At 37.6% G+C, this 24498-nt stretch carries 26 protein-coding genes; 14 read left to right on the plus strand and 12 right to left on the minus strand.

All coding sequences use genetic code 11. The annotated features are described in order from the left end of the window. Positions 1–13: 13 nt before the first annotated feature. Genes ACST15_RS02765 through purS form a run of 3 tightly spaced genes read left to right on the plus strand, consistent with a single transcriptional unit; the run spans position 14 to position 1627 of the window. Entirely contained in the window at positions 14–655 is a 642-nt protein-coding gene (locus tag ACST15_RS02765; RefSeq protein ID WP_459453116.1) for an MBL fold metallo-hydrolase, read from the plus strand. A gap of 1 nt (position 656) precedes the next feature. After that, positions 657–1379, plus strand: coding sequence for a CDP-diacylglycerol--serine O-phosphatidyltransferase (gene pssA / locus ACST15_RS02770; RefSeq protein ID WP_459453117.1), 723 nt, complete (start codon positions 657–659; stop codon positions 1377–1379). Next, positions 1376–1627, plus strand: a complete 252-nt coding sequence (gene purS, locus ACST15_RS02775; RefSeq protein WP_459453118.1) for a phosphoribosylformylglycinamidine synthase subunit PurS — start codon at positions 1376–1378, stop codon at positions 1625–1627. Before pssA ends, purS begins: the two co-directional genes overlap by 4 nt. Positions 1628–1668: 41 nt before the next feature. Here the strand turns inward: purS and ACST15_RS02780 are convergent, their stop codons facing one another. Then, on the minus strand, positions 1669–2025 hold the full coding sequence (locus tag ACST15_RS02780; protein WP_459453119.1) for a CoA-binding protein: 357 nt from the start codon (positions 2023–2025) through the stop codon (positions 1669–1671). 352 nt (positions 2026–2377) lie between these two features. On the opposite strand from ACST15_RS02780, the gene ACST15_RS02785 reads away from it, so the two are divergent. Then, a complete protein-coding gene (locus ACST15_RS02785) occupies positions 2378–2950 on the plus strand; it encodes an NUMOD4 domain-containing protein (RefSeq protein WP_459453120.1) in 573 nt (190 codons plus the stop codon). A 35-nt stretch (positions 2951–2985) separates the two neighbouring features. Here ACST15_RS02785 and metF read toward each other — a convergent pair whose 3' ends face one another. The 3 genes from metF to kdsB all read right to left on the minus strand — a co-directional run bounded on the left by metF (position 2986) and on the right by kdsB (position 8557). Further along, positions 2986–3939, minus strand: coding sequence for a methylenetetrahydrofolate reductase [NAD(P)H] (metF, locus tag ACST15_RS02790; RefSeq protein WP_459453121.1), 954 nt, complete (start codon positions 3937–3939; stop codon positions 2986–2988). A gap of 3 nt (positions 3940–3942) precedes the next feature. Continuing rightward, positions 3943–7704, minus strand: a complete 3762-nt coding sequence (gene metH / locus ACST15_RS02795) for a methionine synthase (protein WP_459453122.1) — start codon at positions 7702–7704, stop codon at positions 3943–3945. Positions 7705–7804: 100 nt separating this feature from the next. Beyond that, complete coding sequence (gene kdsB, locus ACST15_RS02800) at positions 7805–8557, minus strand: 3-deoxy-manno-octulosonate cytidylyltransferase (RefSeq protein ID WP_459453123.1); 753 nt, start codon at positions 8555–8557, stop codon at positions 7805–7807. 72 nt (positions 8558–8629) lie between these two features. Between kdsB and ACST15_RS02805 the strand changes: the two genes are divergently transcribed. From ACST15_RS02805 to ACST15_RS02830, 6 genes are read left to right on the plus strand one after another with little or no spacing between them, the layout of a single operon-like run. Then, positions 8630–9385, plus strand: a complete 756-nt coding sequence (locus tag ACST15_RS02805) for a hypothetical protein (RefSeq protein WP_459453124.1) — start codon at positions 8630–8632, stop codon at positions 9383–9385. Continuing rightward, a complete protein-coding gene (locus ACST15_RS02810; protein ID WP_459453125.1) occupies positions 9375–10310 on the plus strand; it encodes a septal ring lytic transglycosylase RlpA family protein in 936 nt (311 codons plus the stop codon). The genes ACST15_RS02805 and ACST15_RS02810 overlap by 11 nt, the downstream gene beginning before the upstream one ends. A gap of 1 nt (position 10311) precedes the next feature. Continuing rightward, positions 10312–10476 carry a hypothetical protein gene (locus tag ACST15_RS02815; protein ID WP_459453126.1) on the plus strand — a complete coding sequence of 55 codons (165 nt, stop codon included), beginning with the start codon at positions 10312–10314 and terminating at the stop codon, positions 10474–10476. Between the two features lie 4 nt (positions 10477–10480). After that, positions 10481–11263: a TIGR02757 family protein gene (locus ACST15_RS02820; RefSeq protein ID WP_459453127.1), complete on the plus strand. Its 783-nt coding sequence runs from the start codon at positions 10481–10483 to the stop codon at positions 11261–11263. Then, positions 11254–12213 (plus strand): aldose epimerase family protein, encoded by a 960-nt coding sequence (locus tag ACST15_RS02825; protein WP_459453128.1) that lies wholly within the window; start codon positions 11254–11256, stop codon positions 12211–12213. Before ACST15_RS02820 ends, ACST15_RS02825 begins: the two co-directional genes overlap by 10 nt. 26 nt (positions 12214–12239) lie before the next feature. Continuing rightward, positions 12240–13130 carry a DUF3078 domain-containing protein gene (locus ACST15_RS02830; RefSeq protein ID WP_459453129.1) on the plus strand — a complete coding sequence of 297 codons (891 nt, stop codon included), beginning with the start codon at positions 12240–12242 and terminating at the stop codon, positions 13128–13130. A gap of 629 nt (positions 13131–13759) precedes the next feature. Here the strand turns inward: ACST15_RS02830 and ACST15_RS02835 are convergent. Further along, positions 13760–14650 (minus strand): Ppx/GppA phosphatase family protein, encoded by an 891-nt coding sequence (locus ACST15_RS02835; RefSeq protein WP_459453130.1) that lies wholly within the window; start codon positions 14648–14650, stop codon positions 13760–13762. After that, positions 14647–14943 (minus strand): HesB/IscA family protein, encoded by a 297-nt coding sequence (locus tag ACST15_RS02840; RefSeq protein ID WP_459453131.1) that lies wholly within the window; start codon positions 14941–14943, stop codon positions 14647–14649. Before ACST15_RS02840 ends, ACST15_RS02835 begins: the two co-directional genes overlap by 4 nt. 141 nt (positions 14944–15084) lie before the next feature. Between ACST15_RS02840 and porX the strand changes: the two genes are divergently transcribed. Beyond that, positions 15085–16650, plus strand: coding sequence for a T9SS response regulator signal transducer PorX (gene porX, locus ACST15_RS02845; RefSeq protein ID WP_459453132.1), 1566 nt, complete (start codon positions 15085–15087; stop codon positions 16648–16650). Positions 16651–16731: 81 nt separating this feature from the next. Here the strand turns inward: porX and ACST15_RS02850 are convergent, their stop codons facing one another. Next, positions 16732–17403 carry a cell division ATP-binding protein FtsE gene (locus ACST15_RS02850; RefSeq protein ID WP_459453133.1) on the minus strand — a complete coding sequence of 224 codons (672 nt, stop codon included), beginning with the start codon at positions 17401–17403 and terminating at the stop codon, positions 16732–16734. Positions 17404–17411: 8 nt separating this feature from the next. Beyond that, complete coding sequence (gene fsa / locus ACST15_RS02855) at positions 17412–18071, minus strand: fructose-6-phosphate aldolase (protein WP_223144211.1); 660 nt, start codon at positions 18069–18071, stop codon at positions 17412–17414. A 181-nt stretch (positions 18072–18252) separates the two neighbouring features. Between fsa and ACST15_RS02860 the strand changes: the two genes are divergently transcribed. The 3 genes from ACST15_RS02860 to ACST15_RS02870 are packed head-to-tail and all read left to right on the plus strand — an operon-like array spanning position 18253 to position 20286. Next, positions 18253–18984: a tetratricopeptide repeat protein gene (locus ACST15_RS02860; protein ID WP_459453134.1), complete on the plus strand. Its 732-nt coding sequence runs from the start codon at positions 18253–18255 to the stop codon at positions 18982–18984. Positions 18985–19002: 18 nt separating this feature from the next. Further along, on the plus strand, positions 19003–19362 hold the full coding sequence (locus tag ACST15_RS02865) for a transmembrane 220 family protein (protein ID WP_459453135.1): 360 nt from the start codon (positions 19003–19005) through the stop codon (positions 19360–19362). Between the two features lie 3 nt (positions 19363–19365). Beyond that, complete coding sequence (locus ACST15_RS02870; protein ID WP_459453136.1) at positions 19366–20286, plus strand: sugar phosphate isomerase/epimerase family protein; 921 nt, start codon at positions 19366–19368, stop codon at positions 20284–20286. A gap of 459 nt (positions 20287–20745) precedes the next feature. Here ACST15_RS02870 and ACST15_RS02875 read toward each other — a convergent pair whose 3' ends face one another. The 4 genes from ACST15_RS02875 to ACST15_RS02890 all read right to left on the minus strand — a co-directional run bounded on the left by ACST15_RS02875 (position 20746) and on the right by ACST15_RS02890 (position 24498). After that, positions 20746–21483, minus strand: a complete 738-nt coding sequence (locus tag ACST15_RS02875) for an outer membrane lipoprotein-sorting protein (RefSeq protein ID WP_459453137.1) — start codon at positions 21481–21483, stop codon at positions 20746–20748. Positions 21484–21567: 84 nt separating this feature from the next. After that, complete coding sequence (locus ACST15_RS02880) at positions 21568–22788, minus strand: TCR/Tet family MFS transporter (RefSeq protein WP_459453138.1); 1221 nt, start codon at positions 22786–22788, stop codon at positions 21568–21570. A gap of 20 nt (positions 22789–22808) precedes the next feature. Next, the gene (locus ACST15_RS02885; protein WP_459453139.1) at positions 22809–23711 is read right to left on the minus strand and encodes a sugar phosphate isomerase/epimerase family protein; all 903 of its coding nucleotides are present in this window, start codon (positions 23709–23711) and stop codon (positions 22809–22811) included. Between the two features lie 40 nt (positions 23712–23751). Next, positions 23752–24498: a PI-PLC domain-containing protein gene (locus tag ACST15_RS02890; protein ID WP_459453140.1), complete on the minus strand. Its 747-nt coding sequence runs from the start codon at positions 24496–24498 to the stop codon at positions 23752–23754.

Genomic DNA, 24498 nt, shown 5'->3' on the forward strand with positions numbered 1-24498 from the left:
AAATCATTCATCCGTGGTATATAAAAAAGTATTTACTTTTAATCCTTTCCAAGAAAACACCTATTTGCTTTGGGATGATGCTGGAAATGGTGTCATATTTGATCCAGGATGCCATAATTATGAGGAAAGAAAGGTCTTGACGGACTTCATCCTTTCAAAGGATATTCAATTAAAGTATTGTCTTAATACCCATGCCCATATTGACCATGTGTTAGGGGTGCATTATATTAAAGAGCAATACAAGGTTCCGTTTGGCTTGCATCCCAAAGATTTACCCTTACTGAATGATGCCGCTAACCGAGCTGCGGTGTATGGTTTCCCTGCCTACCAATCTGTGGAAGTTGACCGCTTGTTGGAAGACAACGAAATTATTGAAATTGGAGAAATGAAGCTTAAGGTGTTATTTGTTCCTGGACATGCTCCTGGTCATGTGGCCTTTTATTTAGAAGAACAAGGGTGGCTTATTGATGGAGATGTGTTATTTAGGAGAAGCATCGGAAGGACTGATTTCCCACTTTGTAATCATGCTGATTTAGTCAATAGCATTCAAAATCAGTTGTACGTTCTCCCTGAGGAGACTGAGGTATTTCCTGGTCATGGTGGCAGTACGACCATAGGAATCGAAAAAAATCAAAACCCATTTGTCAGAGCATAAGATGTCTATCAAAAAAGAAATTCCAAATACCTTAACCCTGGGAAATCTATTATCAGGCTGTTTTGGTATTTATTTTGTCATGCAAGGGCATGTCTTATGGGCTTCCTATTGTATTTTACTTTCATTAGTCTTTGATTTCCTAGATGGCTTTTTAGCCAGATTATTACATGCATATTCCGAATTAGGAAAGGAATTAGATTCTTTAGCGGACATGGTTTCCTTTGGAGTATTACCAAGCTTCATGCTTTTTCATTTAGTAGAGGCGAGCTGTGGTACACAATGCTCCGTGGGATTATTTGGATTTTATAAACCTTTTTTGGTCTTCTCCTTGGCCCTTTTTTCGGCCTATCGATTAGCCAAATTCAATATTGATACCAGGCAAAGTGATCAGTTTATAGGCGTACCAACTCCTGCCAATGGAATTGTCATAGCCTCGCTACCGCTTATTTTAGAATTTCAACCGGAGTTTAGTGAGTACGTTTTAAACTTTAAAGGATTATTAATTTACTCAGTGATCATGAGTTATTTACTGGTTTGCGAACTGCCCTTAATGGCCTTTAAGTTTAAAACTTGGGATTGGAAAAGCAATCAAATTAAATTCATTTTCCTAGTTTTTTGTGTTGCTGGACTGATTTTCCTTAAATTTGCATCATTGCCACTGTTAGTAGCATCCTATATCCTCCTGTCGGGAGTTATTTACATACTTAATACCCAAAAAAAATGAAATTTTTAGCTGAAATCAATGTAATGCCTCAAAAAGAAATCCTTGACCCACAAGGTAAAGCTGTACGCATAGGTTTACAAAACTTAGATATTCATCAGGTGGCTGATGTGCGTATTGGCAAACATATTCAGCTACAATTAGAAGCTAATTCAGAGGCTGAAGCCAATGAAATTGTGACGAATGCTTGTAAAAAATTATTAGCTAACTTGATCATGGAAGAATTTGACTTCGTCTTGAAAGCTATATAACTTGATTGGTATCTGTTAGGATCTCCTGGCAGATACCCTCTTTAAAATTGACCCGTTTGTAATAATACCAAGGTACAGGCTTCTTCTGTCGAAATACCTTCTGCTTCCAAACTTCTTCTTAGCATCTCATTTTCTGTTCCAGGATTAAAAATCACTCGCTTAGGCTGTAGTTGCTTTAAATAGTCCAACAGATTTCCTTGATTTTGTGGTCCTACGTACAAAGTTACGGTATGCACATCGGGCTCCATCCAACCGGGTTGATGTATTTCTTGGCCCAATAAATCCCCTTTTTTAGTGCCGACTAATACCAATTCATGAGCCTTTTGATGCAGCATTTGGGCAGCTAGGTAAGCATAACGTTGTGGATTCAAGGAGGCACCGTAAACTAAGACTTTCATAATAAATCAATATATCATAAACCTACCTTTCACCCAAATAAACATCATTCAAATTTAGCTAATGGAAATAACTTCATGTTAGGAATGAGTACAAAAAGAAAAAGGACATTAAGCAATTTTTTGATGCAGAAATTGATATTTTTTACCCAACAAATCAAATTGAAATTTAAATCCATTATTTGAAAATGACAATCCATTGATTTCAAAAGCAGAACTAATGATTTGAAGAATACCTCAAATAATAGGGATACAATATTAATTATTCTTTTTCGTTTTCAGCTAAACTTTTGCAATTCAAGGAATATCTTTAAATTGCGATTACTACCGTTCTATAATACGTACAATTAATACTATGACCGCCTTAAAAAACTATTGGAATGAGCAATGGAAGCGCATTCCTTTCCCTGAATTTGACAATCAAATTCATTACGAGATCTCTAATTATGGCCGTGTAAAAAGCTTTCAGAATAATCCGGAAGGCGAATTAATACAAGGTTCCATGATTCAAGGATATCGATCCCTCAATATTCGCTTTCAGCAAAAATCCGCTAATCGCTATATCCACAAATTGGTGGCGGAGTGTTTTGTTATGAAAAAAGATGAATCCGACAATTTTGTATTGCACTTGGATCATGACAAGATGAACAACCGAGCTGAGAATTTAGCTTGGGGAAATCGTAGTCTAGTCACGGCGCATAACAAAAACAATCCAAGTGTTATTAATCGTCAAATTCCGAAAAGAACCAAGAATTACAAGTTGACGGAAAGCAAGGTTTTGATGATTAAAAAGATGCTAAAATCGGAGAAGAGTCGATTTAAAATGATCGCAAAACAATTTGGCATTACACATACCCAGCTCAATCGAATTCGTTCGGGTGAAAATTGGAAGCATGTGAAATTGGAAGAGACAGCAAGTGCTATGTAATCATTGAAAGAGCGATTGCAAAATCGCCCTTTCAATTAAAACAAGGCCGAAGCAATCGATCTAACGCTATCTGATTTACTCATGGTATAGAAATGCAAGGCTGGAACACCGGCCTTCATTAATTCTTTGCCTTGCTGAATCGCCCATTCGATTCCTGCTTGCTTAATACCTGCCGAATTGGAAGCCGCCAAAACAGCAGATGATAATGCTTGAGGGATCTCCAAATGAAATATTGCTGGTAAAATCTCTAATTGCTTGACAGTAGCCAATGGCTTAATGCCCGGTATGATGGGAACATGAATATCGTTGGCCCTACATGCCTTCACAAAATCAAAGTATTTTTGATTGTCAAAAAACATTTGCGTAACTACATAGTCAGCACCTGCGTCCACTTTTTGTTTTAAGTATTGAAGATCGGTATCCAAGGAAACTGCTTCAAAATGTTTTTCTGGATATCCAGCGACACCCACACAAAAGTTAGTAGGAAAAGATTCCGTCTCTTCATACAACAATTGCCCCTTATTCATTCGACTAATCTGCGCCACCAATTCATTAGCATAGGCATGTCCACCGCTTTTAGGAATAAATCGATCCTCCCCTTTTTCTTGATCACCCCGTAAGGCCAAGACATTTTCTATCCCTAAGTAATGTAGGTCAATCAAGAAATCTTCTGTTTCCTCTTGGGTAAATCCTCCACAAATAACGTGTGGAACAGCCTCAATTTTAAACTTCTGCATTAAAGCAGCACAGATACCTAAGGTGCCAGGACGCTTACGAATAGGAATTCTTTTTACTTCACCATTTACCTCCTTCTCTACATATTCTTCACGGTGATAAGTAACCTCAATAAAGGGAGGCTTAAACTCCATTAAAGGCTCAATATGGCTCATTAATTCGCCTAAATGCTGCCCTTTAACCGGTGGAATAATCTCAATAGAAAATAAGGTTTTACCTCCTGAATTCTTAAAATACTCGGTAATTTTAGTCATATTCTATGCATCGTAATTTAAAACTGGACTTAACCAACGTTCTATCTCCTCAACCGGCATTTGTTTACGTTGAGCATAATCCTCCACTTGATCTTTGGTAATTTTTCCTAAACCATAATAGGTGGATTTAGGATGAGAAAAGTAAAAACCTGAAACTGAAGATGCGGGATACATGGCATAGCTTTCGGTCAACTTAATTCCAATTTGATTTTCAGCATCCAATAATTCAAACAATCGCTTCTTTTCCGTATGATCTGGACAAGCAGGATAACCTGGAGCTGGACGAATGCCCGTATATTTCTCGGCAATCAAATCCTCGTTAGTTAAATCTTCATCACGCTCATAAGCCCAGAATTCTTTACGAACTCGCTCATGCAACAATTCGGCAAAGGCTTCTGCCAAACGGTCTGCTAAAGCCTTGACCATGATGGAATTATAATCATCATGCGCTTTATCGTATTTTTCCAATAGCGCTTCAATACCAATACCAGCGGTTACTGCAAAAGCTCCCACGTAATCGGTAACTCCGGTTTCTAAAGGTGCCACAAAATCACTTAAACAATGATTAGCCAGGTTTGCAGCTTTGACATTTTGCTGACGCAAATGATGAAGCCATTGACTCGAATCAGAATTTTCATCCTTCTTTACAATCTCATAATTCACATGGACATGTTCGCCATGTTTTTCACAAGCTACCTTATTTTCATTGGCCTTAAAATCATGCAAAATTATATCATCACCAAAGGCATTTGCTGGGAAAAATCCTAAGGCAGCTTTAGCTTGTAAGGATTTATCACGTATAATTTCGGCTAATAAATCTTGGGCATCTTGGAATAGCTTTTTTGCTTCATGACCCACCACGGCATCATCAAAAATACGAGGATATTTTCCACTCAATTGCCAAGTGGCAAAAAATGGAGTCCAGTCGATGTATTTAGCAATCTCAGCCAAAGAGTAATCTTCAAAGTATTTTACCCCTAAGAAAGTGGGTTGATAAGCTTGAAAATCAGACCAATCGATTCCTCTCGATTTTTGTCTAGCTTGGTCAATGGTCAAATAATTTTTCTCTTGCTGACGCGCTGCATGTTGAACACGTATCTGAGCATATTCCTCCTTGATTTCGTTGAATATTTCCTTTTGGGATAATTCGCTTTGTAATAATCTACCTGCCACGGGTACCGAACGTGATGCATCCAATACGTGAATTACAGGTCCATCATAATGAGGATCTATTTTTACTGCGGTATGTAATCGAGAAGTTGTAGCTCCGCCAATCAGCAAAGGAATGGTAAAGCCCATGCGCTTCATTTCTTTTGCCACATAGACCATTTCATCCAAACTTGGAGTAATTAAGCCCGATAAGCCTATGATATCCACTTGATGTTCTTTGGCAGCAGCCAAAATCTTATCACAGGAAACCATGACACCTAAATCAATTACTTCATAATTATTGCAAGCCAACACCACCCCTACGATATTTTTACCGATATCGTGGACGTCGCCCTTTACCGTAGCTAATAAAATTTTTCCTGCTGAAGAGCTCTCTCCTACTTGTTTTTCTGCTTCAATAAATGGCAATAAATAGGCTACCGCCTTTTTCATCACACGGGCAGATTTTACTACCTGAGGCAAGAACATTTTTCCTGCTCCAAATAAGTCACCCACCACATTCATTCCATCCATCAAAGGTCCTTCAATAACTTGAATAGGACGCTCAACTAACTTTCTAGCCTCTTCGGTATCTTCATCAATAAACTCAGTTAAACCTTTGATAAGGGCATGCTCTAAACGTTTATTAACAGGTAATTTTCTCCAAGCATCATCTACCACTTGCTCTTTGCCAGAGGATTTAACGGTATCGGCAAAAGCGACTAATTTTTCAGTAGCATCGGGATTTCTGTTAAGCAGAACATCTTCACACAGATCCCTTAAAGGCTGAGAAATCTCATCATAAACGCCTAATTGACTGGCATTTACAATACCCATATCCATACCTGCTTGAATAGCATAATATAAAAATACCGTATGCATCGCCTCTCGAACGACTTCATTTCCACGGAATGAAAAGGAAATATTGGATACACCACCTGATACCTTGGCATGAGGTAGGTTTTTCTTAATCCAGGAAGTTGCTTTGATGAAATCATTGGCATAATTATTATGCTCTTCCATTCCAGTAGCAACCGTCAAAATATTTGGGTCAAAGATGATATCCTGTGGAGGGAAATTTACCACATTGACTAAGATATCATAAGCTCTTTGGCAAATTTCAATTCGACGCTCATAAGAATCTGCTTGACCTTGCTCATCAAAAGCCATTACGACCACAGAAGCACCGTATCGCTTTACTTTTTTAGCTAATTCAATAAAACGCTCTTCTCCTTCCTTAAGGGAAATGGAATTCACAACAGATTTACCTTGAACGCACTTTAATCCCGCCTCAATAACTTCCCATTTGGAAGAGTCAATCATGATGGGTAAGCGGGAGATATCGGGTTCAGACATCAATAAATTAAGGAATTGAGGCATCATTTTAACACCGTCAATCATACCTTCATCTAGGTTGACATCCAAGATTTGAGCACCACCATCTACTTGCTCCCTGGCAATAGCAATAGCTTCTTCAAAATTTTCCTCACGAATCAATCGAGCGAATTTTTTTGAGCCGGTCACATTACAACGCTCACCAATATTGACAAAATTGGTCAATTCGGTAATTTCCAAAGGTTCTAATCCAGAAAGTTTCTGATTTAGGTTTTTAGCTGGTAATTGATGAGGTGGATATTTTGCTGCCGTTTGAGCGATCAAGCGGATATGGTCTGGCGTAGTACCGCAACAGCCTCCAATGATGTTAATGAAGCCATTTTGCAAATAATCCTCAATCACCGCAGCCATTTGTTCTGGACTTTGGTCATATTCACCCATTTCATTTGGCAAACCTGCATTCGGATGAGCAGATACTAAAAATGGTGATTTATCAGAAAGAGTCTTAATATATGGTCGCATTAAATCTGCACCCAAGGCACAGTTTAAACCTACCGACAATAAAGGCATATGGGCAATAGATGCCAAAAATGCCTCTGTAGTTTGACCGGAAAGGGTTCTACCGGAAGCGTCTGTAATGGTCCCTGAGACCATGACAGGTAAATAAGGTTGATTTGGATTTTGCTGAAAATATTGATCTATGGCAAAAAGAGCTGCCTTAGCGTTGAGTGTATCGAATACTGTTTCTACCAAAAGTAAGTCTACACCTCCATCCACTAATCCACGTACTTGTTCTTGGTAGGCCTCAACCAATTCATCAAAAGATACGGCTCTGAAACCAGGATCATTGACATCGGGCGATAAGGAAAGAGTACGGTTGGTTGGCCCAATTGAACCTGCCACATAGCGAGGCTGTTCTGGAGTTTTTAAGCTATACTCATCGGCAACTTCTTTGGCAATCTTGGCTGATTCAAAATTTAATTCATAAACTAAATCTTCCATGTGATAATCCGCCATGGCAATGGAGGTACCCGAAAAAGTATTTGTTTCTGCTATATCAGCGCCTGCCTCAAAATATTTGGCATGAATTTCCTTGATAACGTCTGGACGCGTAAGGGACAACAAATCATTGTTTCCTTTTACTTCATGAGGAAAGTCTTTAAACCTATCTCCACGATAATCTCCATCTGTTAATTGATACTGCTGAATTAAAGAACCCATAGCGCCATCAAGCACTAAGATTCGATCTTTCAATCGATCTAAAATATTTTGTTTCTGCATATTGATATAAACCTTCTCCGAATCGTACAATAATTCGAATAACCTCTTAAAAATCTTATAAAGATACGCCTTTTGAAGGTCTAGATAAAGAGATATTTATTTAAAGAAAGCCTAATTTCTTAATTTTTTCTAAATCAGAAGGACTATCGATTCCCACGGTTTCGTGTTGGGTTTCGATGAGTTTAATTTGAAAACCATGTTGAAGCCAACGCAATTGTTCCAACATTTCTGCCTTTTCTAAACTAGAAACAGGCAATTGACTAAGAACAGGCAGGACATCTGCCCGATAAGCATAAAGTCCTATGTGTTTAAAAAAGTGATGGTGATCAAACCAATCTTCCGTAGCCACTCCTCGCAAGTATGGAATCGTTTGTCGGGAAAAATACAAGGCATTATGTTGTACATCCATCACCACCTTGGGAACATTGGTATTAAATAAGGTCAATTCATCGTGAATCTCCTTAACCAAAGTTAGAATGGGGGCATTACTTTCAAAACCTGTGCTCAGTTCTAGTAATTGATCAGGATTAATAAATGGCTCATCACCTTGAATATTGACTAAATAATCTACAGGGCTATCCAATTTACTTAAAATTTCGGCGCAGCGATCTGTCCCTGATTGATGTGAGGCATCAGTCATCATCACTTCTGCACCAAACTTTTGAGCTACATCAAATATTCGTTCATCATCTGTGGCAATAATAATTTTCTCCCATCCTGGAACGGAAGCTACTTGATCATAAGTGCGTTGAATCATGGGTTTGCCTCCCAAATCAACCAAAGGTTTTCCGGGAAAGCGCGTAGAAGCATACCTAGCAGGAATGACAGCTACGACTTTTTTGCCTTGCATCATATTCAGATGTACGTTAATTGATAGAATATTGCCAAATTTGCACATTATTTGCCTAGAAACCTTTTGTCTGACTTGAAAAAAAAATTCCAATATCAATTTTCGCAACCCGTTTGGAGCCTAGGCTATTGGGGTAACAAAGAGACTCCCAAACTTTGGATAGAAGCTAAAGATGCCACTGGAGGACATTGGTATTCCTATGATTTCAAGTCCAACGAATTAAGACATATTTCCAATTTACCAGCTCATAGTAGTCATTTACAATGGCTCAAAGGCCGTGAAAAGTTAGGGGTATTTGTACGCTTACAGTCAGGAAAAAACCCGGGAATAGAGGCTGTAGAGGCTTACAATTTGTTAGATGGGCAATTACAATATGCCATAGAAAGTCAACAAGCAAAGGAATTATCAGAAGATCAACTGGTAATCCAACAAGGGAAATCGGCTTTGATTTTAGATGTGGATTCTGGTAAAATTCTTACTAAACAAAGGGAATCAACTGATAGTGAGCCATTTGCATTTGAAAGCCCACATCATATAGAAGAAAGTCAAGAACAATTTTCTGCCTTTAAACAATTTTTTAAGCTCAAATTCAGTTTACAGATTGCAAAGGGTTTGGATTATTGGGAAGGCGAGGATAAGCTAATTTTTTCTTATTATCTTTACGATGGTGCATGGAAAAATTACCTTTTGGTCTGTGACAATCATTTCCAAATCATTTTACATGAACTTTTGGAAGAAGGGGAATTGATGGGATATCATACCTTTCAAATTTTCCAAAATCACTTATTATTTATTCAACACAAGCTACAACTAGAAATTTATGAATTTTAAATCATTGATACTCTTCTTATTTATTTGTTTGGGATTTTCTGCTCAATTAAAAGCCATGACAGTAGATTCTTTAGGCTTAAAAAAAGAAAACAATAAAACTTATGTAGTATTTAAAGTGGGTCCTAAGCAGTCCTTATTCTCGATACTTCGTCGATATAATTTATCCCTAAGCGAATTCAAACAAGTGAATCCAGAAATTGGGATTCCAGTAAAAACAGGAGAACTGGTGTTTATTCCATTACATTATTTAGAGGAAAGCCCTAGTATTTTAAAAACCATTGACAAGCCTAATGAAGTCAGTGTGGCTCCAACCAGCCCTGAAAAAACCGTTGAGGACGGAAATAAATCGGATAAAGGGATTCACATTGTAGCTCGCAGACAAGGTTTATTGACTATTGCCAACATGCATCAGGTGACGATGGCGCAAATTAGAAAATGGAATAATTTAACCTCTGATCGTCTTCAAGAGGGACAGCGTTTAATTATTGCGGAACCAAGTGCAAGCAGCATAGACAAGACTTCCTTATTACCTAACAAAACAGAAAAGGTAGCCGAAACCAAGGAAGCAAAAATTGATATGACCTTACCGGCAGCTAAAGAAAATTCAACAGCTGCTGCAAGCGGCTCCCCGGAAGGAAGTACGACACAAGAAGGTATTCGCAAGACCATTGAAACGGGTATTGCTGAATTAATTGATGTTCCAGACAATTCTGGTAAATATTTAGCCTTACACAAATCGGCCCCAATTGGAACCTTGGTATTGGTTAAAAACTTGGCAAATAACCAAAGCATTTGGGTTAAAGTGATTGGTCGTTTACCTAACACCGATAACAAGGTAATTATTAAATTATCCCCAAAAGCATTTGAGCGATTAAATGCAGTGGATAAACGTATTAGAGCTGAAATAAGTTATTTAGTTCAATAATATGGCAAAACGGAAAAGACCAATTACAGCAGGAAATGTAGTTTTTGAGGTATTTTTTATCTTATCCTACCCTTTCATAGCTGCATTTTCAGTAGTAGTTACCATTTTGGTCTGGATATTTTCTTTACCTTCCAAAATCATAGCTTTCTTTGGTTCCAAAAAATAGAAAGATGCAGGATGATTTAGTCGAGCTATTAAATAAAAAAGTAGCCTTTTTCAATCATCCTAGGTTCATTGAACATGACCCCATTTCGATTCCACACCTTTTTAGTAAAAAGCAGGATATAGAAATCATGGGATTTTGGATTTCCATGCTGGCATGGGGACAAAGAAAAACCATTTTACAAAAGGGACGGGAGTTGATTGATTTGATGGATGGAGCTCCTTATGATTTTGTTTTACAACATCAGGAAAAGGATCTTCAACGCTTCGAGCAATTTAAACATCGGACTTTTAATTATACAGACACCTTATATTTTCTTTCCTTCTTTCGGAATCATTATCAGCAGTATTCCAGTTTGGAAGAGGCCTTTGTGCTAGGAAATTTTAATACAGAAAACTCCGATATAGAAGAAGCATTAAATGGCTTTTATCGCTATTTTTTTGAGCCATCTTGGGCTCCCGAACGCACGAAAAAACATGTATCTGCTCCCGTGAAAAACTCCGCCTGTAAGCGCTTATGTATGTTTTTACGATGGATGGTACGAAAAGACCAGGCTGGAGTGGATTTTGGAATTTGGTCAAAAATAGCACCTCATCAATTAATTTGTCCCTTGGATGTACATTCGCAGCGAACAGCAGAAAGGTTACACTTGGTTTCTCCTGGACCTACCCATTGGAAGAAAGCGGTAGAACTAACACAAGTATTAAAACAATATAATTCAACCGATCCTGTACAATATGACTTTGCCTTGTATGGTATGGGAATAGAGGAAAAAACGCTATGGAAATAAATTTTTTCGATTCACCTGATGGCCGAGTAGTTCAATTGCGCAATCCCGCGACTGGTGAATCAGCTGAAATACTAGCAGACCTAGGGGGAGCCTTAAAAAGCTTATATGTCAGTTTTGCTGGTAAATTAGAAAACATCATTGCTATCCCTCAATCGAAGCAATTTTCAATGAGGGACAATGATTTATACCCAAGTGCTTTACTATGCCCTTGGGTAAACCGTGTCAGAAACGGTAATTACTCATTCTTGGGAAAGAACTACCAATTACCCATCAATGAAAAGGCCTTAGGTAATGCCATACATGGATTTCTCGCTAGAAGGCCTTTTGAATTGGGGCAACAAGTATGTACTGATGGATTTGCCAAGATTTCTTTAATTTACAACTATGAGGGTGATTATGAAGCCTACCCCTTCCCTTTTGTGTTTGAATGGGAATTTAGCTTAGGTCAGGAAGGGATTTTAGATGTTTCTATGAAATGTACTAATTCAGGTGAGGGTGATATGCCTTTTGCATGCGGTTGGCATCCCTATTTTCAAATTCCAGGAACTGATTTAGCCGATTATCATATATACTTTAAGGGTAAAAGCCGCTTTTTATCTGATTCACAAATGATTCCCATGAAAGAAGAAATGATGGAAATGACAAAAGGCCTATCCTTTAGAACCCAAGAAATAGACCACGTTTTTCGATTGAACCCAATGGATATCCACTTGACTGAATTGGTGGACACGAAGCAAAAAAGAGCCTTATTTGTTCAGCAGTCTAGTAAACTTTTTCCTTTTTTAGTAGTCTTTGCCCCTGCCAATGAAAATTGTGTCGCTATTGAGCCCATGACAGCTAATACAGATGCTTTTAATACCTTGGATGGATTGATTCAATTAAAATCAGGAGATTTTTTTCAAGGAAATGTACAAATTTGGGTAGGAAATCCGTTAGAGCTCACAAGGTAGAACAATCAATTTTGTACATTTGTCACATGAAGGTCCATTTACTCCTAATATTCACTAGCATTTTTATTGCTTTTCAGTCGATGGCCTCGATGAAGCCTGACAGTGTCGTTAGAAAATGGAAGCAGGAATTTACCACCGGTATCAATTTAAATCAATCGAGTTTTAGTGATAATTGGAAAGGAGGAGGAACCAATACCTTTGCAACGGGTTGGTATTTAAATCATTCCGCCAGTGTGCAAAATAATTCTTGGCGTTTAGCGAGTGATTTACAAATGCAAGTAGGTTTCCTACAAAATAGAACCCAAAGTTTACGTAAAAACGTAGATCGCATATTTTATGAATTTAAAGCGGGTTATCGAATTAGTCCAAAATGGGATTATTATGGTTCAACCAACTTTCAAACTCAATTTTTTCAAGGATTTGAATACAATAAAAAGAACAGCTTAGGGATTCCTGTGGATTCTATCACTTCATCTATTTTTGCTCCTGCTTATTTGACTACCTCCATGGGTTTTGAATACCATCCTCAAAAAGCATTTTATACCCGATTTGGTATTGGTAGTTTACGTCAAACTTTTGTTTTGGATGAACGAATCTCTAGGGCAGGTTTATATGGTTTGCAAAAACCTGGAGATAATATTCGAAATCAATTTGTATTCCAATTTTTGGCCAACGTCGACAAAAATATTTTTGAAAATGTCAACCTTAAGGCCCGCTATTCAGCCCTTATGGACTATTTTAGATTTGGTGTGTCCAACGGTATTGTACATCGGTTTGATGCCAATTTGACCATGAAGGTAAATAAATACTTGAGTACCAATGTGCAAGCCGTTCTATTTCGAGACTATGACCAAGACCCTAATTGGCAGTTTTCACAAATTCTTTCTATGGGCTTGTTGTATAAAATAACTAAATAGTTATTAGTTGTTAGGGATTAGTTATGATAGAAATGGAGAATGGAGGATGGAGAATGGAGAATGGAGAATGGAGAATTTAGAATGTAGAATGTAGAATGTAGAATGAAGAATGGAGAATGTAGAATGTAGAATGAAGAATGGAGAATGTAGAATGTAGAATGAAGAATGTAGAATGGAGAATGAAGAATGTAGAATGAAGAATGTAGAATGTAGAATGAAGAATGAAGAATGAAGAATGAAGAATGTAGAATGGAGAATGAAGAATGTAGAATGTAGAATGAAGAATGAAGAATGAAGAATGAAGAATGAAGAATGAAGAATGAAGAATGAAGAATGAAGAATGTAGAATTGAGAATGAAGAATGTAGAATGTAGAATGTAGAATGTAGAATGTAGAATGTAGAATGAAGAATGGAGAATGGAGAATGGAGATTGAAGAATGTAGAATGGAGAATGTAGAATGAAGAATGTAGAATGTAGAATGGAGAATGTAGAATGTAGAATGAAGAATGTAGAATGTAGAACGTAAATAAAATTAAATACAAAAATCTAACCACTAAGATCTAAGAACTAAACACTAAGACCTAAACACTAAGACCTAAGAACTAAAAACTAACCCCTAAATCTCCCCTATTTTTTACGTTGTAAATAGCGATCATACAAAAGCTGGATGATTCCGTCTTTAAGGCCTAAATCTGGCACAAAAATCTCCTCACAACCTGCCGTTTTCATGGCTGCCAAATAAATGGAAGCTGCGGGAACAATAACGTCTGCACGGTCCGTATTAAGACGTAATTTATGTACCCTTTCTTCATAAGTAAATGACGCTACATAATCAGAAATACGCTGCAATTCAGTGAATTGCATCATTTTAGATTCATTTACCTTTTCTGAAATATTGTACAACTTACTTATATTACCACCTGTACCCACGGCAATCATTTGTCCTGGAATATCCATTTTTTGCTGGGTAATCCATTTCTGCATTTTCTCCCAGTCGCCTTCCTTTTCCTTTCCTTCTAATAGACGAACAGAGCCTATTTTAAATGATTTAGAAGCTAATTTTTGACGATTTCGATAAATATTTAATTCGGTGGAACCACCGCCTACGTCAATGTGCAAGTAATTTTTCTTGGGATGTAAAGATTGTACCACCACATCATTGATCAACTCTGCTTCTCTACTTCCATCAATCACATTGATCTTCATATCCAAAATTTTATGAATGCGAGTAATGATATCTGGGGCATTGGAGGCTTCACGCATGGCAGAAGTAGCACAAATGGCATAATCTTTCACTTCATGCAAGTCCATCAATAATTTATAGGCATGTAATAACTTAAAAATTCTAACTTCTGAATCAGGAGAAATGACCCCATCTATAAAAACATCATGCCCTAGACGCAAGGCAAAGCGAACATATTCAATACGTTTGAAACTAATGACACCGTCATTTTCCAAGACACTAGAAATTTGTAGGCGGGCAGCATTGGAACCAATATCAATAGCAGCAAATTTCATGAGACAGTAGGTTTATGTAAATAAAATCCATTGGCACGCGCTTCAAAATATATTTCTGTACCAAGAACAAAAAGTAATTGTCGGCGGTCTATCAATAAAGGTATGTCATCAATCAGATATTCTTCGTCAAATTCTGTTTTTGAATCAAAGCCCAAAACATAGGTTCCCCCGCAGGTCCCTCCTTTCATACCAACTCGAATGAAGGGCTCGGGCATTTTACCTTCCTGAACCAATGGCCGTAAATTCGCTTTGGCACTTTCAGTAAATCGAACGGGAGCATCTGTATTAGGCATGGAAAAAAATGATTACCAAGACAAAATTAGCTAATTTTAGGTGACCAAAACCTAGATTGTCCATTTAACAAAAATTAAATTTTTGATAAGACAATAATTCATGATGAGAAGGGTTAAGGGAAAAGAATAAAATTATACCATATGACGTATTCGATACTTTGGGCTGACGACGAAATTGATTTATTAACCCCTTACATACTTTTTCTTGAAAATAAAGGTTACCAAGTGACGACCGTTAATTCGGGAGCTGATGCCTTAGAATTAGTAGAAAAACAAAAATTTGATGTGCTATTTTTGGATGAAAACATGCCAGGAATGTCAGGTTTGGAAGTCCTTATTTCCATCAAACAAATCAGACCCAATCTTCCTGTGATTATGATTACGAAATCCGAAGAGGAAGAATTGATGGAAGATGCCATTGGTTCAAAAATTGCGGATTACCTAATTAAACCCTTAAATCCCAACCAATTACTACTTTCCGTCAAACGCATTTTTGACAAAAAAAGATTGGAAGAAGAAAAAACGAACATCAGTTATCAGCAAGAATTCAGGGCTTTATCCTTACAATATCAGGATCAATTGAGTGCCAAAGAATGGGCGGATATTTATAAAAAACTTTTGTATTGGGAGCTTGAAATTGACAAGACTGAAAATAAGTCCATGGCTGAAGTTTTAAGTAGTCAAAAATCAGAAGCTAATGTACATTTCAGTAAGTTCATAGAGAATTCTTATGAAAATTGGCTTCAAAAACCAGATTCTGAGACCCCTATTTTGTCGCATTTAATGATGCGAAAATATGTTTTTCCTAAACTGAAAGAAAAAAGCCCCTTATTCTTTATTCTGGTAGACAATTTACGTTTTGATCAATGGAAAATATTGGAAGGATTTATTCAAGAATATTTCCAACTGGAACAAGAGGAGACCTATTATTCCATTTTACCTACCACTACCGCCTATGCCAGAAATGCGATTTTTGCGGGTATGATGCCTTTAGAAATTCAGAAAAATTATCCAGATAAATGGGTTTTTGACTTAGGGGATTCGGAAGATGAGGAAGGATTTAATCAATATGAGGAGTTCTATTTACAAGAACAATTAAAACGCTTAAGAATCAATGCCAAGGCATCGTATCATAAAATCATACATCAATATCAAGGTAAAAACTTGGTAGATAATTTTAGTAAGTTATTAACCAATGACTTAAATGTCATCGTGTACAATTTTGTGGATATGCTTTCACATGCCAGAACGGATATGGCTATGATTAAGGAATTAGCCCCGGATGAGTCAGCATATAGAAGCTTAACGGTGAGTTGGTTTTTACACTCGCCCCTTTTTGATTTATTAAAACGAATAGCTGATAAAAAAGGAAGGGTGATTATTACTACGGATCATGGCATGATTCGCGTGCAGAATCCCATCAAAATTGTTGGCGACAGAACAACCAACACTAATTTAAGGTACAAGCAGGGGAAAAATCTAAATTGGGATAATTCCAATAAAATGATGGTTTCACGAAAGCCAGAACAATTATTCTTACCAAAACCTAATGTATCAACTACCTATGTGTTTAGCAAAGAGGATTATATGTTCGCTTATCCCAACAATTACAATCATTATGTAAACCACTACCGAAATACATTTCAGCATGGAGGTATCTCCTTGGAGGAATGTATCATACCGGTCGTGTATTTAACCGGTAAATAATTAGTCATACTTATTTGAAAATACAAAGGGCCCAATGGAACATACATCCATTGGGCCCTTTATTTATTATTTTCTAAAATTTTAAAGGCTTTCTACCGGAAAAATATTTCCGCTTTCACATTTAAGGAATCGCCCTGGTACTTGGCGCATGGTGTTATAATCATGACTTGCCATCAAAATCGCAGTGCCTTGTTGGTTCAACTGCTTAAACAATTGCATGATTTCCAATGAAACTTCTGGATCTAGGTGTCCCGTTGGCTCATCGGCCAATAGTAGAACGGGTTTATTTAAAATGGCCCTAGCAATACAAATGCGCTGTTGTTCTCCGCCAGAAAGTCGGTGTACCCTTTTTTGAATGGCATTACTCATCCCAACTTGCGCTAAAACTTGTTCTATTCTAAACCTTATCTCTTCCGGATTGGTATGTCCTGTAGCTTCCAAAACAAAAGAAAGATTCTTTTCTACATTACGATCTGTTAGTAGCTGAAAGTCTTGAAACACAAATCCAAGTTTACGACGTAGAAAAGGAACATCCTTAGGCTTAATGTCATTTAATGAATAGCCGGCTACTTTTGCTAGGCCTAATTCAATAGGAAGTTCTGCATAAATGGAGCGAAACAAGGTACTTTTTCCGCTACCTGTTTTACCTATTAAATAGGCGAATTCCCCTTCATTCATCTCCAAATTGATATTTTGCAAGGTTGGAATACCATCTTGCAAAATAGTGACATTTTCAAAGGATAGAACGGCCATAGCTTTCTTTATTTATTCTTTGCTTTTTCGTGATCAGCCAAGAAGGTAGCCAAGCCGCTATCAGTTAATGGATGTTTTAATAAAGCTAGAATGGCAGATAAAGGTCCTGTCATTACATCGGCACCCACTTCAGCACAATTAATGATGTGCATAGGGTGGCGAACCGAAGCAGCTAAAATTTCTGTTTCGAATTCGTAATTATCATAAATCAATCGAATTTGCTCGATTAATTGAATACCATCATAAGAAATATCATCTAAGCGACCAATAAAGGGGGAAACGTAGGTTGCACCCGCTTTTGCAGCTAATAGCGCTTGGCCTGCTGAAAAAACTAAGGTACAATTGGTTTTGATACCGTGGTCAGAAAAATATTTTAAGGCCTTTACGCCATCTTTGATGATAGGAATTTTAACTACAATTTTTTCGTCCAATTCAGCTAACTCCTCTCCTTCCCGAATCATTCCGGCAAAATCTGTTGCAATTACCTCAGCAGAAACATCACCGTCCACAATATCGCAAATCGCTTTATAATGCTTTAACACCTGATCTTTTCCACTGATGCCTTCCTTGGCCATCAAGGATGGATTCGTGGTAACACCATCTAAAATACCTAAGTCTTGTGCTTCTTTAATGTGCTCTAAATTAGCTGTATCTATAAAAAATTTCATGGGATGGATTGGTTTGAACAAAAAAATGGCAAATTCACCGCTACAACCAACTTACCCTTGCTTCGATCAAGACCTGGGGGATTCAGCGGGAGCTGGTAATTTGCCACTGCAAAGATAATAAAAAATGCCCCTTTTTTCAAAATACATACCGATATTTTCAGGCTAGGCATTAACTTTGAATATGCTTTCATTCAACACATCTTACCTAAAATCCTGGACCCTAGTTAGCTGTCTATTTTTGGCCCTTGTTTCTTCCTGTTCATCTTCTGCAAATGAGTGGTTAGAAGAGGCTAAATCACGCTTAAAAAAAGGCGAACTAGTTTCTGCCCGAGAGGCATTGAAAAAATCCATTGAGAAAAACCCGGGATTAGCTGAAGCATACAATATGCTTGGGGTAATTGATTTTCAAGAAAAAAAATATGAAGAAGCTGAAAGCAATTATATCAAGGCAACGGAGTTAAAACCTTCCTTATATCAAGCCCAACTGAATTTAGCGGCTGTTCGAATGGAAAAATCCAATTGGGAAAAAGCATTAGCTCCTTTGGAGATTGCCATCAAAAACTCGCCAGATTCTGCCTCTGCCTATCTTCAAAGGGGAATTGTATGGGCTGCATTGGCCAAACCTCAACAAGCCATTGCGGATTTTAGCACTTGTTTGTCTAAAAACCCGAGCGAAATAAATGCTTTGTATAACCGAGGAAATATATATTATCAAGGAAATAACCTGACAGAGGCAGCCAAGGACTTTGAGAAATCTGTAGAAATTAATCCTACATTTGGAAAAGGTTATTATGCTTTAGGACTGAGTTTATACCAACAAAAATTGAACGAAAAAGCATGTTTAGCCTTCCAGCAAGCTGGAAAACTGAATTATCCGGGAGCCAAAGAGGCTGTCCATAAATTATGTGAATAATACCTAAACCTTATCCTTATGAATAAAGCATTTTTGATTTCTGGCAGTCTTTTTACACTCATATTCATATTGTTTGCCTATTGGCAACTAAATGACCCAGATCCAATCTTATGGGTAGCGATTTACCTAATACCTACTTATACTTCTTTTAAAGCGATAAGCGGAAAAGTAAACTCGGAATTAATGGTCATTTTGTTCTTACTTTCGGGTGTGGCGGGCTTACAAACCTGGGTTGAAATGACAGCCTGGGAAGGATTTATGACAGATGGGTTAAGTATGAAAACCATCAATCAGGAATTAGCCCGTGAGGCTGTGGGGCTATGGATAACTACTTTATCTTTTGCTACCTTTTATTTATTGGATAAAAAATACAATTAATACATGCTTGATTTAGGATTTGTTTCAGCCATTCTTCCGAACAAAACATTGTGGGAAGTATTAGATTTTGCTCATGCCCAACAATTTGCTTGTGTAGAAATCATGTGCTGGCCCTCCAGCAATGCCGATACACGTCGATATGCAGGAGTTAGCCATATTTCGGTTGATAGCCTCTCTCAGGAGGAATTATTAGCCTTAAAAGCTCAATTAGCTTTGCATCCAGTTAAAATCTCAGCATTAGGGTATTATCCTAACCCAATGGATCCTAATGAAGAGCAAGCCTTGTTTTATCGGGAACACATCAAAAAGGTAATAAAAGCAGCTGCAGTTTTAGGCATTGGGAACGTGAATACCTTCATTGGAAGAGACTATACTAAAAATGTGGCTTATAATATTGGGAAATTCACAGAGGTTTGGCCTGAAATTATTGCATTAGCTGATTCATTAAATGTAAAAATTGGCATTGAAAACTGCCCTATGTTCTTCACAGATGATGAATGGCCTGGTGGAAAGAATTTGATGACAACACCAAAAATTTGGGATCAATTATTTAGCATCATTCCATCCACCAACTTTGGTTTAAATTATGATCCTTCGCACATGGTATTCCAAATGATGGATTATACCTATCCTATCTATCATTATGCGGAAAAATTACATCATATTCACTTGAAGGACGTAAAGGTTTACCCAGAAAAATTGAATCGAGTGGGAATTTTAGCTAATCCATTGGAATACCATTCCCCTAAAATTCCTGGTTTAGGAGATATTCATTGGGGTAAATTTATTTCAGCGTTAAATGATGTAAGATATCGTGGACCGATTGTCATTGAGGTGGAAGATAAAGCTTATGAAGGTTCCGATGAAGACATTGAAAAGGCCATATTAAGTGCTAGAAATCATATCCAGCAATTTTTACCTTAGATTTGAATAGGGTCCCGAGGATTTAAATCCTCGGGAATCATAAAAAATGGCCCAAAATTGACCCAAATTCAATGAAAAAGCCGAGGATTTAAATCCTCGGCCATCATAAAAACGGCCCAAAATTGACCAAAATACAACAAATAAGCCGAGGATTTAAATCCTCGGCCATCATAAAAAACGGCCCAAAATTGACCAAAATTCAATAAGAAGCCGAGGATTTAAATCCTCGGCCACCATAAAAAAACGGCCCAAAATTGATCAAAATACAATGAAGTAGCCGAGGATTTAAATCCTCGGCCATCATAAAAACGGCCCAAAATTGACCAAAATTCAACAAATAAGCCGAGGATTTAAATCCTCGGCCACCATAAAAACCGTCCAAAATATTGACCAAAATTCAATAAAGAAGCCGAGGATTTAAATCCTCGGCTTCTTTATTGAATCTCCGATTCCCTCCAATTATTTTTTTGCTGGCTTAACAAAAATTGAAGCTTCTAATTTAGGGTTTATTTCTATGGAAGTCGTATCTACCTGCATGGTTCCTCCGCCCATAGGGTTTGCTGTTTCAACAGAAAAAGGAAAATACAAGCCATCTACCGCTTTATAATTAGAGAACTTCAATTCAGTATCAACTGCTTGGCCGCCCAAGTTAACTTTTGCGGCAAACTTCAAGACTAAATAAGTGCTCGCAGAAAGATAAACAGTTCCTACATCACCATCTTTTTTAGTAATCTGAATAACATAGACATCAGCCCCATCCATCTTTTCTTTATTCACCAAATCAATTTTGCTACCTTCAGCTTTAGCGGTTAGTAATAAAGATCCAATAGTTTCTTGGTTCTTACTTACTTTAATCATCTCCTTAGGCATATCCTCAGGCTCACCAGAACCTCCCATCATCTGCGGACGAATCCACCAGCCACTTTCCCCTTCCACTACTTGCACCATTTTATTGCCCATTACCTCTATTTCTGAACGAAAGGCCTTTCCGACCAATATTGACGATTTGGACTGAATCTCCATACCTTGAATGGTAAACTTGGTATTTTGCACCAGGGTTTTTACTTTATTCCACTTATCCAATCCACCCATGGCTTCTTGGTGCTTGGCTAAAATCTCATCGACAGTTTGTGCCGAAACAGCAAACGAACTGACACACATGGCAATGATTGCCCATAAATAAACGAATTTTCTCATGATAAGGGTTTTATTTGTTCTCAAAATTAGCTGATTGCAGACTATTGGAGAAATCATTCATCCCCTGAATCTGCCAATTGTCAATTAAATTCTTTTTCTAGAAGATATGGAGGACAATACAACAGCAAGTCCTATAAAAACAAGAATACCTGCAATAAAAAAAGCTGCTCCAGGAAATTGTATGGGTGCTGAGGTAGAAGTAAAATAAGCGAAAAGATTAGAGGCAACCAAAGGACCTAAAATGGTAGTAATGGATTGTAAACTAGTTAAACCTCCTTGTAACTCTCCTTGAGCATCAGGGCCTACTTGCTGGGTAATCATACTTTGTAAAGCTGGTCCCGCAATACCACCCAAGCCAAATGGTACCATAAATACATACATCATCCAAGATTTAGTGGCATAAGCAAACAAGAAAAAACCTAAGCCATACATCATTAAACCATATAGAATGGCCCGCTTATCACCCAATTTGGGCATGATAAAACGAGATAATCCTCCTTGAACAATGGCGACTATGGCCCCAACAAATGCCAAAGAATAGCCTACTTCAGTAGGAGACCATGAAAAAACTTTCATGGTAAAATATGACCACGTGCTTGGATGAGCTTGACCAGCTAATTGCAAACAAAAATAGCCTCCTACTAAGCCCGTTATCAATGGATAGCGAGTGAAAATCTTCAATGACCCCAAAGGATTGGCCCGGGTGATATCAAACTTTCTTCGATTTTCTAGCGCTAAAGATTCTGGTAATACAAAATATCCATACAAGGCATTTAGCAAAGTCAATATAGCCGAAGCATAAAATGGAACCGTCACGCCATAGCTACCCAAAAATCCTCCTACGGCAGGTCCAATAATAAAACCTATACCAAAGGCCGCACCCACCATCCCAAAATTCTTGGCCCGATCTTCAGGCTTGGAAATATCTGCAATGTATGCCTGTGCCGTTGTAAAACTAGCACCAGTTATGCCCGAAAATATTCGGGCCAAAAACAACCACAATAAATTGGGAGCCAAAGCAGAAATTAAATAGTTTAAACTAAAGCCAAGTAAAGAGATTAAAATGATTGGTCTGCGCCCAAATTGATCCGATACCCCCCCTAAAACAGGTGAAAATAAGAATTGCATGATGGCATAGGAAGCCATCATCCAACCGGAATATTGCGAAGCGGAACTTAAATCACCTCCTGTAAAACTCGAAATCAAGGTTGGCATGATAGGTACAATTAAACCTATCCCTAACACATCGATAACTAATGTTATAAAAATGAATAAAATACTTGCTGAACCTTTTTTTCGAGCCATATTATACTATTTGAGGCATGTTAGTCAAAATGGTATTTTATGGTATCGCGTAAAAAGTCTCGACTAATTGTTCCACATTGTAAGGGAGATTTAGCCTTATCAGGCACACCATCCAATTCTACAATGGCCCATCCTTTGAACTTGATTTTACGCATATTATTGAAAATGCCTTTCATATCTACTTTCCCTTGTCCAAGCTCCACAAACTTATAGGAAGAAGGATTAGCTTCTTGTCCTTTGATAGGACTCTCCACATCTTTGATATGGAATGAATGAATGATATTCTTGTATTTCAAAACTGCATCTGCAGGCTTTCCTCCTCCTTGATGGTAGTGCGCTACATCCAACAATAATCGTAAGTAAGCTGGATTCATACTTTTTACCAAAATATCGACTTCTTCTGGAGTTTCTCCAAATTGGTTCATGTGATTATGGTAAGTCGCTTGTACGCCCACCTCTTTTGTTCTTCTACCAATTTCATTCATCACCTCAGCTAATTTCACCAAATCCTCTTGACTAGGTGTTTCACCCTTTTTTCTAAGGCTGTTAGTCAATTGTATGGAATCACCACCCAAAGCTTTTACAAACTTAGCATGATTTACATGTTGCTCGATGGAGGCAGGAACTTTGGCAGGATCAATCTCCACGTTTCCACTTGAAAACATCACCAATTGAAGTTTAGAGGCGTCCAATAAGGCCTTTAATTCCTGTGGATTATCTTTGTATTTGGTGTAAGAATTGGCTCTTAATTGAATTCCTTTGAATCCTAATGAGGCAATATCTACTATGGCTTGTTCATCTTTACCTCCCCAAGTAATGGCTGAATAACCCATTTTAAAGGAAGAATCCGCCTTCATAGCAGGAAATGAAGCCATTAAGGCTAATAAAGAACTTTGTTGTAGAAACTCTCGACGCTTAATCATGGTTGTAGGTTTATTAGGTAAAGCTAGGGTTTTGTCAAATCTACTTAACGGCTAATCGTAAGAAATCAGCTAATTCGCTTAAATGATCCGTGCCAATATAATCCACACCTAAATCATATAAAGTTTGATATCCGATTAAACTGTCTGGCGTGGCCCATAATCTCAATTTTCTTCCTTGAGCATGTACTCGGTCGACATAGGCTTTTAACTTTTCTTTCAACTCCGGACTAATGGGCCCCTGTCCACTCCATGCACCAAATTTATACAATGACTCACTTTCTAAGATAACTCGATTACCCAAGCCTGCAGGATAAGTTTCTGTCGACCGCCCATCGAAAGTAATCCATGTAGGATACAAAACATAATTTTTTATGGCTGGTCTATTTCCTGAAATAACAATCCGCAAACCTCGTTTGATAAACAAGTCTTTATGAGGTTCCAATGCCTTAATCAAGACAGGCAAGGTAGAATCTGCACTTGTTTTGAAATCAATTAAAAATTGATGAAAATTCCCTTGTTTGTTTTCTGATAAGACTTTAACAATGGGGTCAATATACAAGGTTTTAAGCGTTCTGTCTGCCTTTACATCTTTTACATCATGGGCTACTAATAACTCTCCTTTGATGGAATAAACATCTGCCTCAATCGAACCAAATCCTAAATTATATGCTTCGTAAAAGGGCTTCGTATGCTCATAATCATTGTGCGCATGTGCTTTCAATAAGGCTTTTTGAGCTACCAAATGATTGGCAAATAGGCAAAGCAAAAACCCGAAAAATACTTTCAT

Source organism: Aquirufa sp. Wall-65K1 (assembly GCF_054558475.1).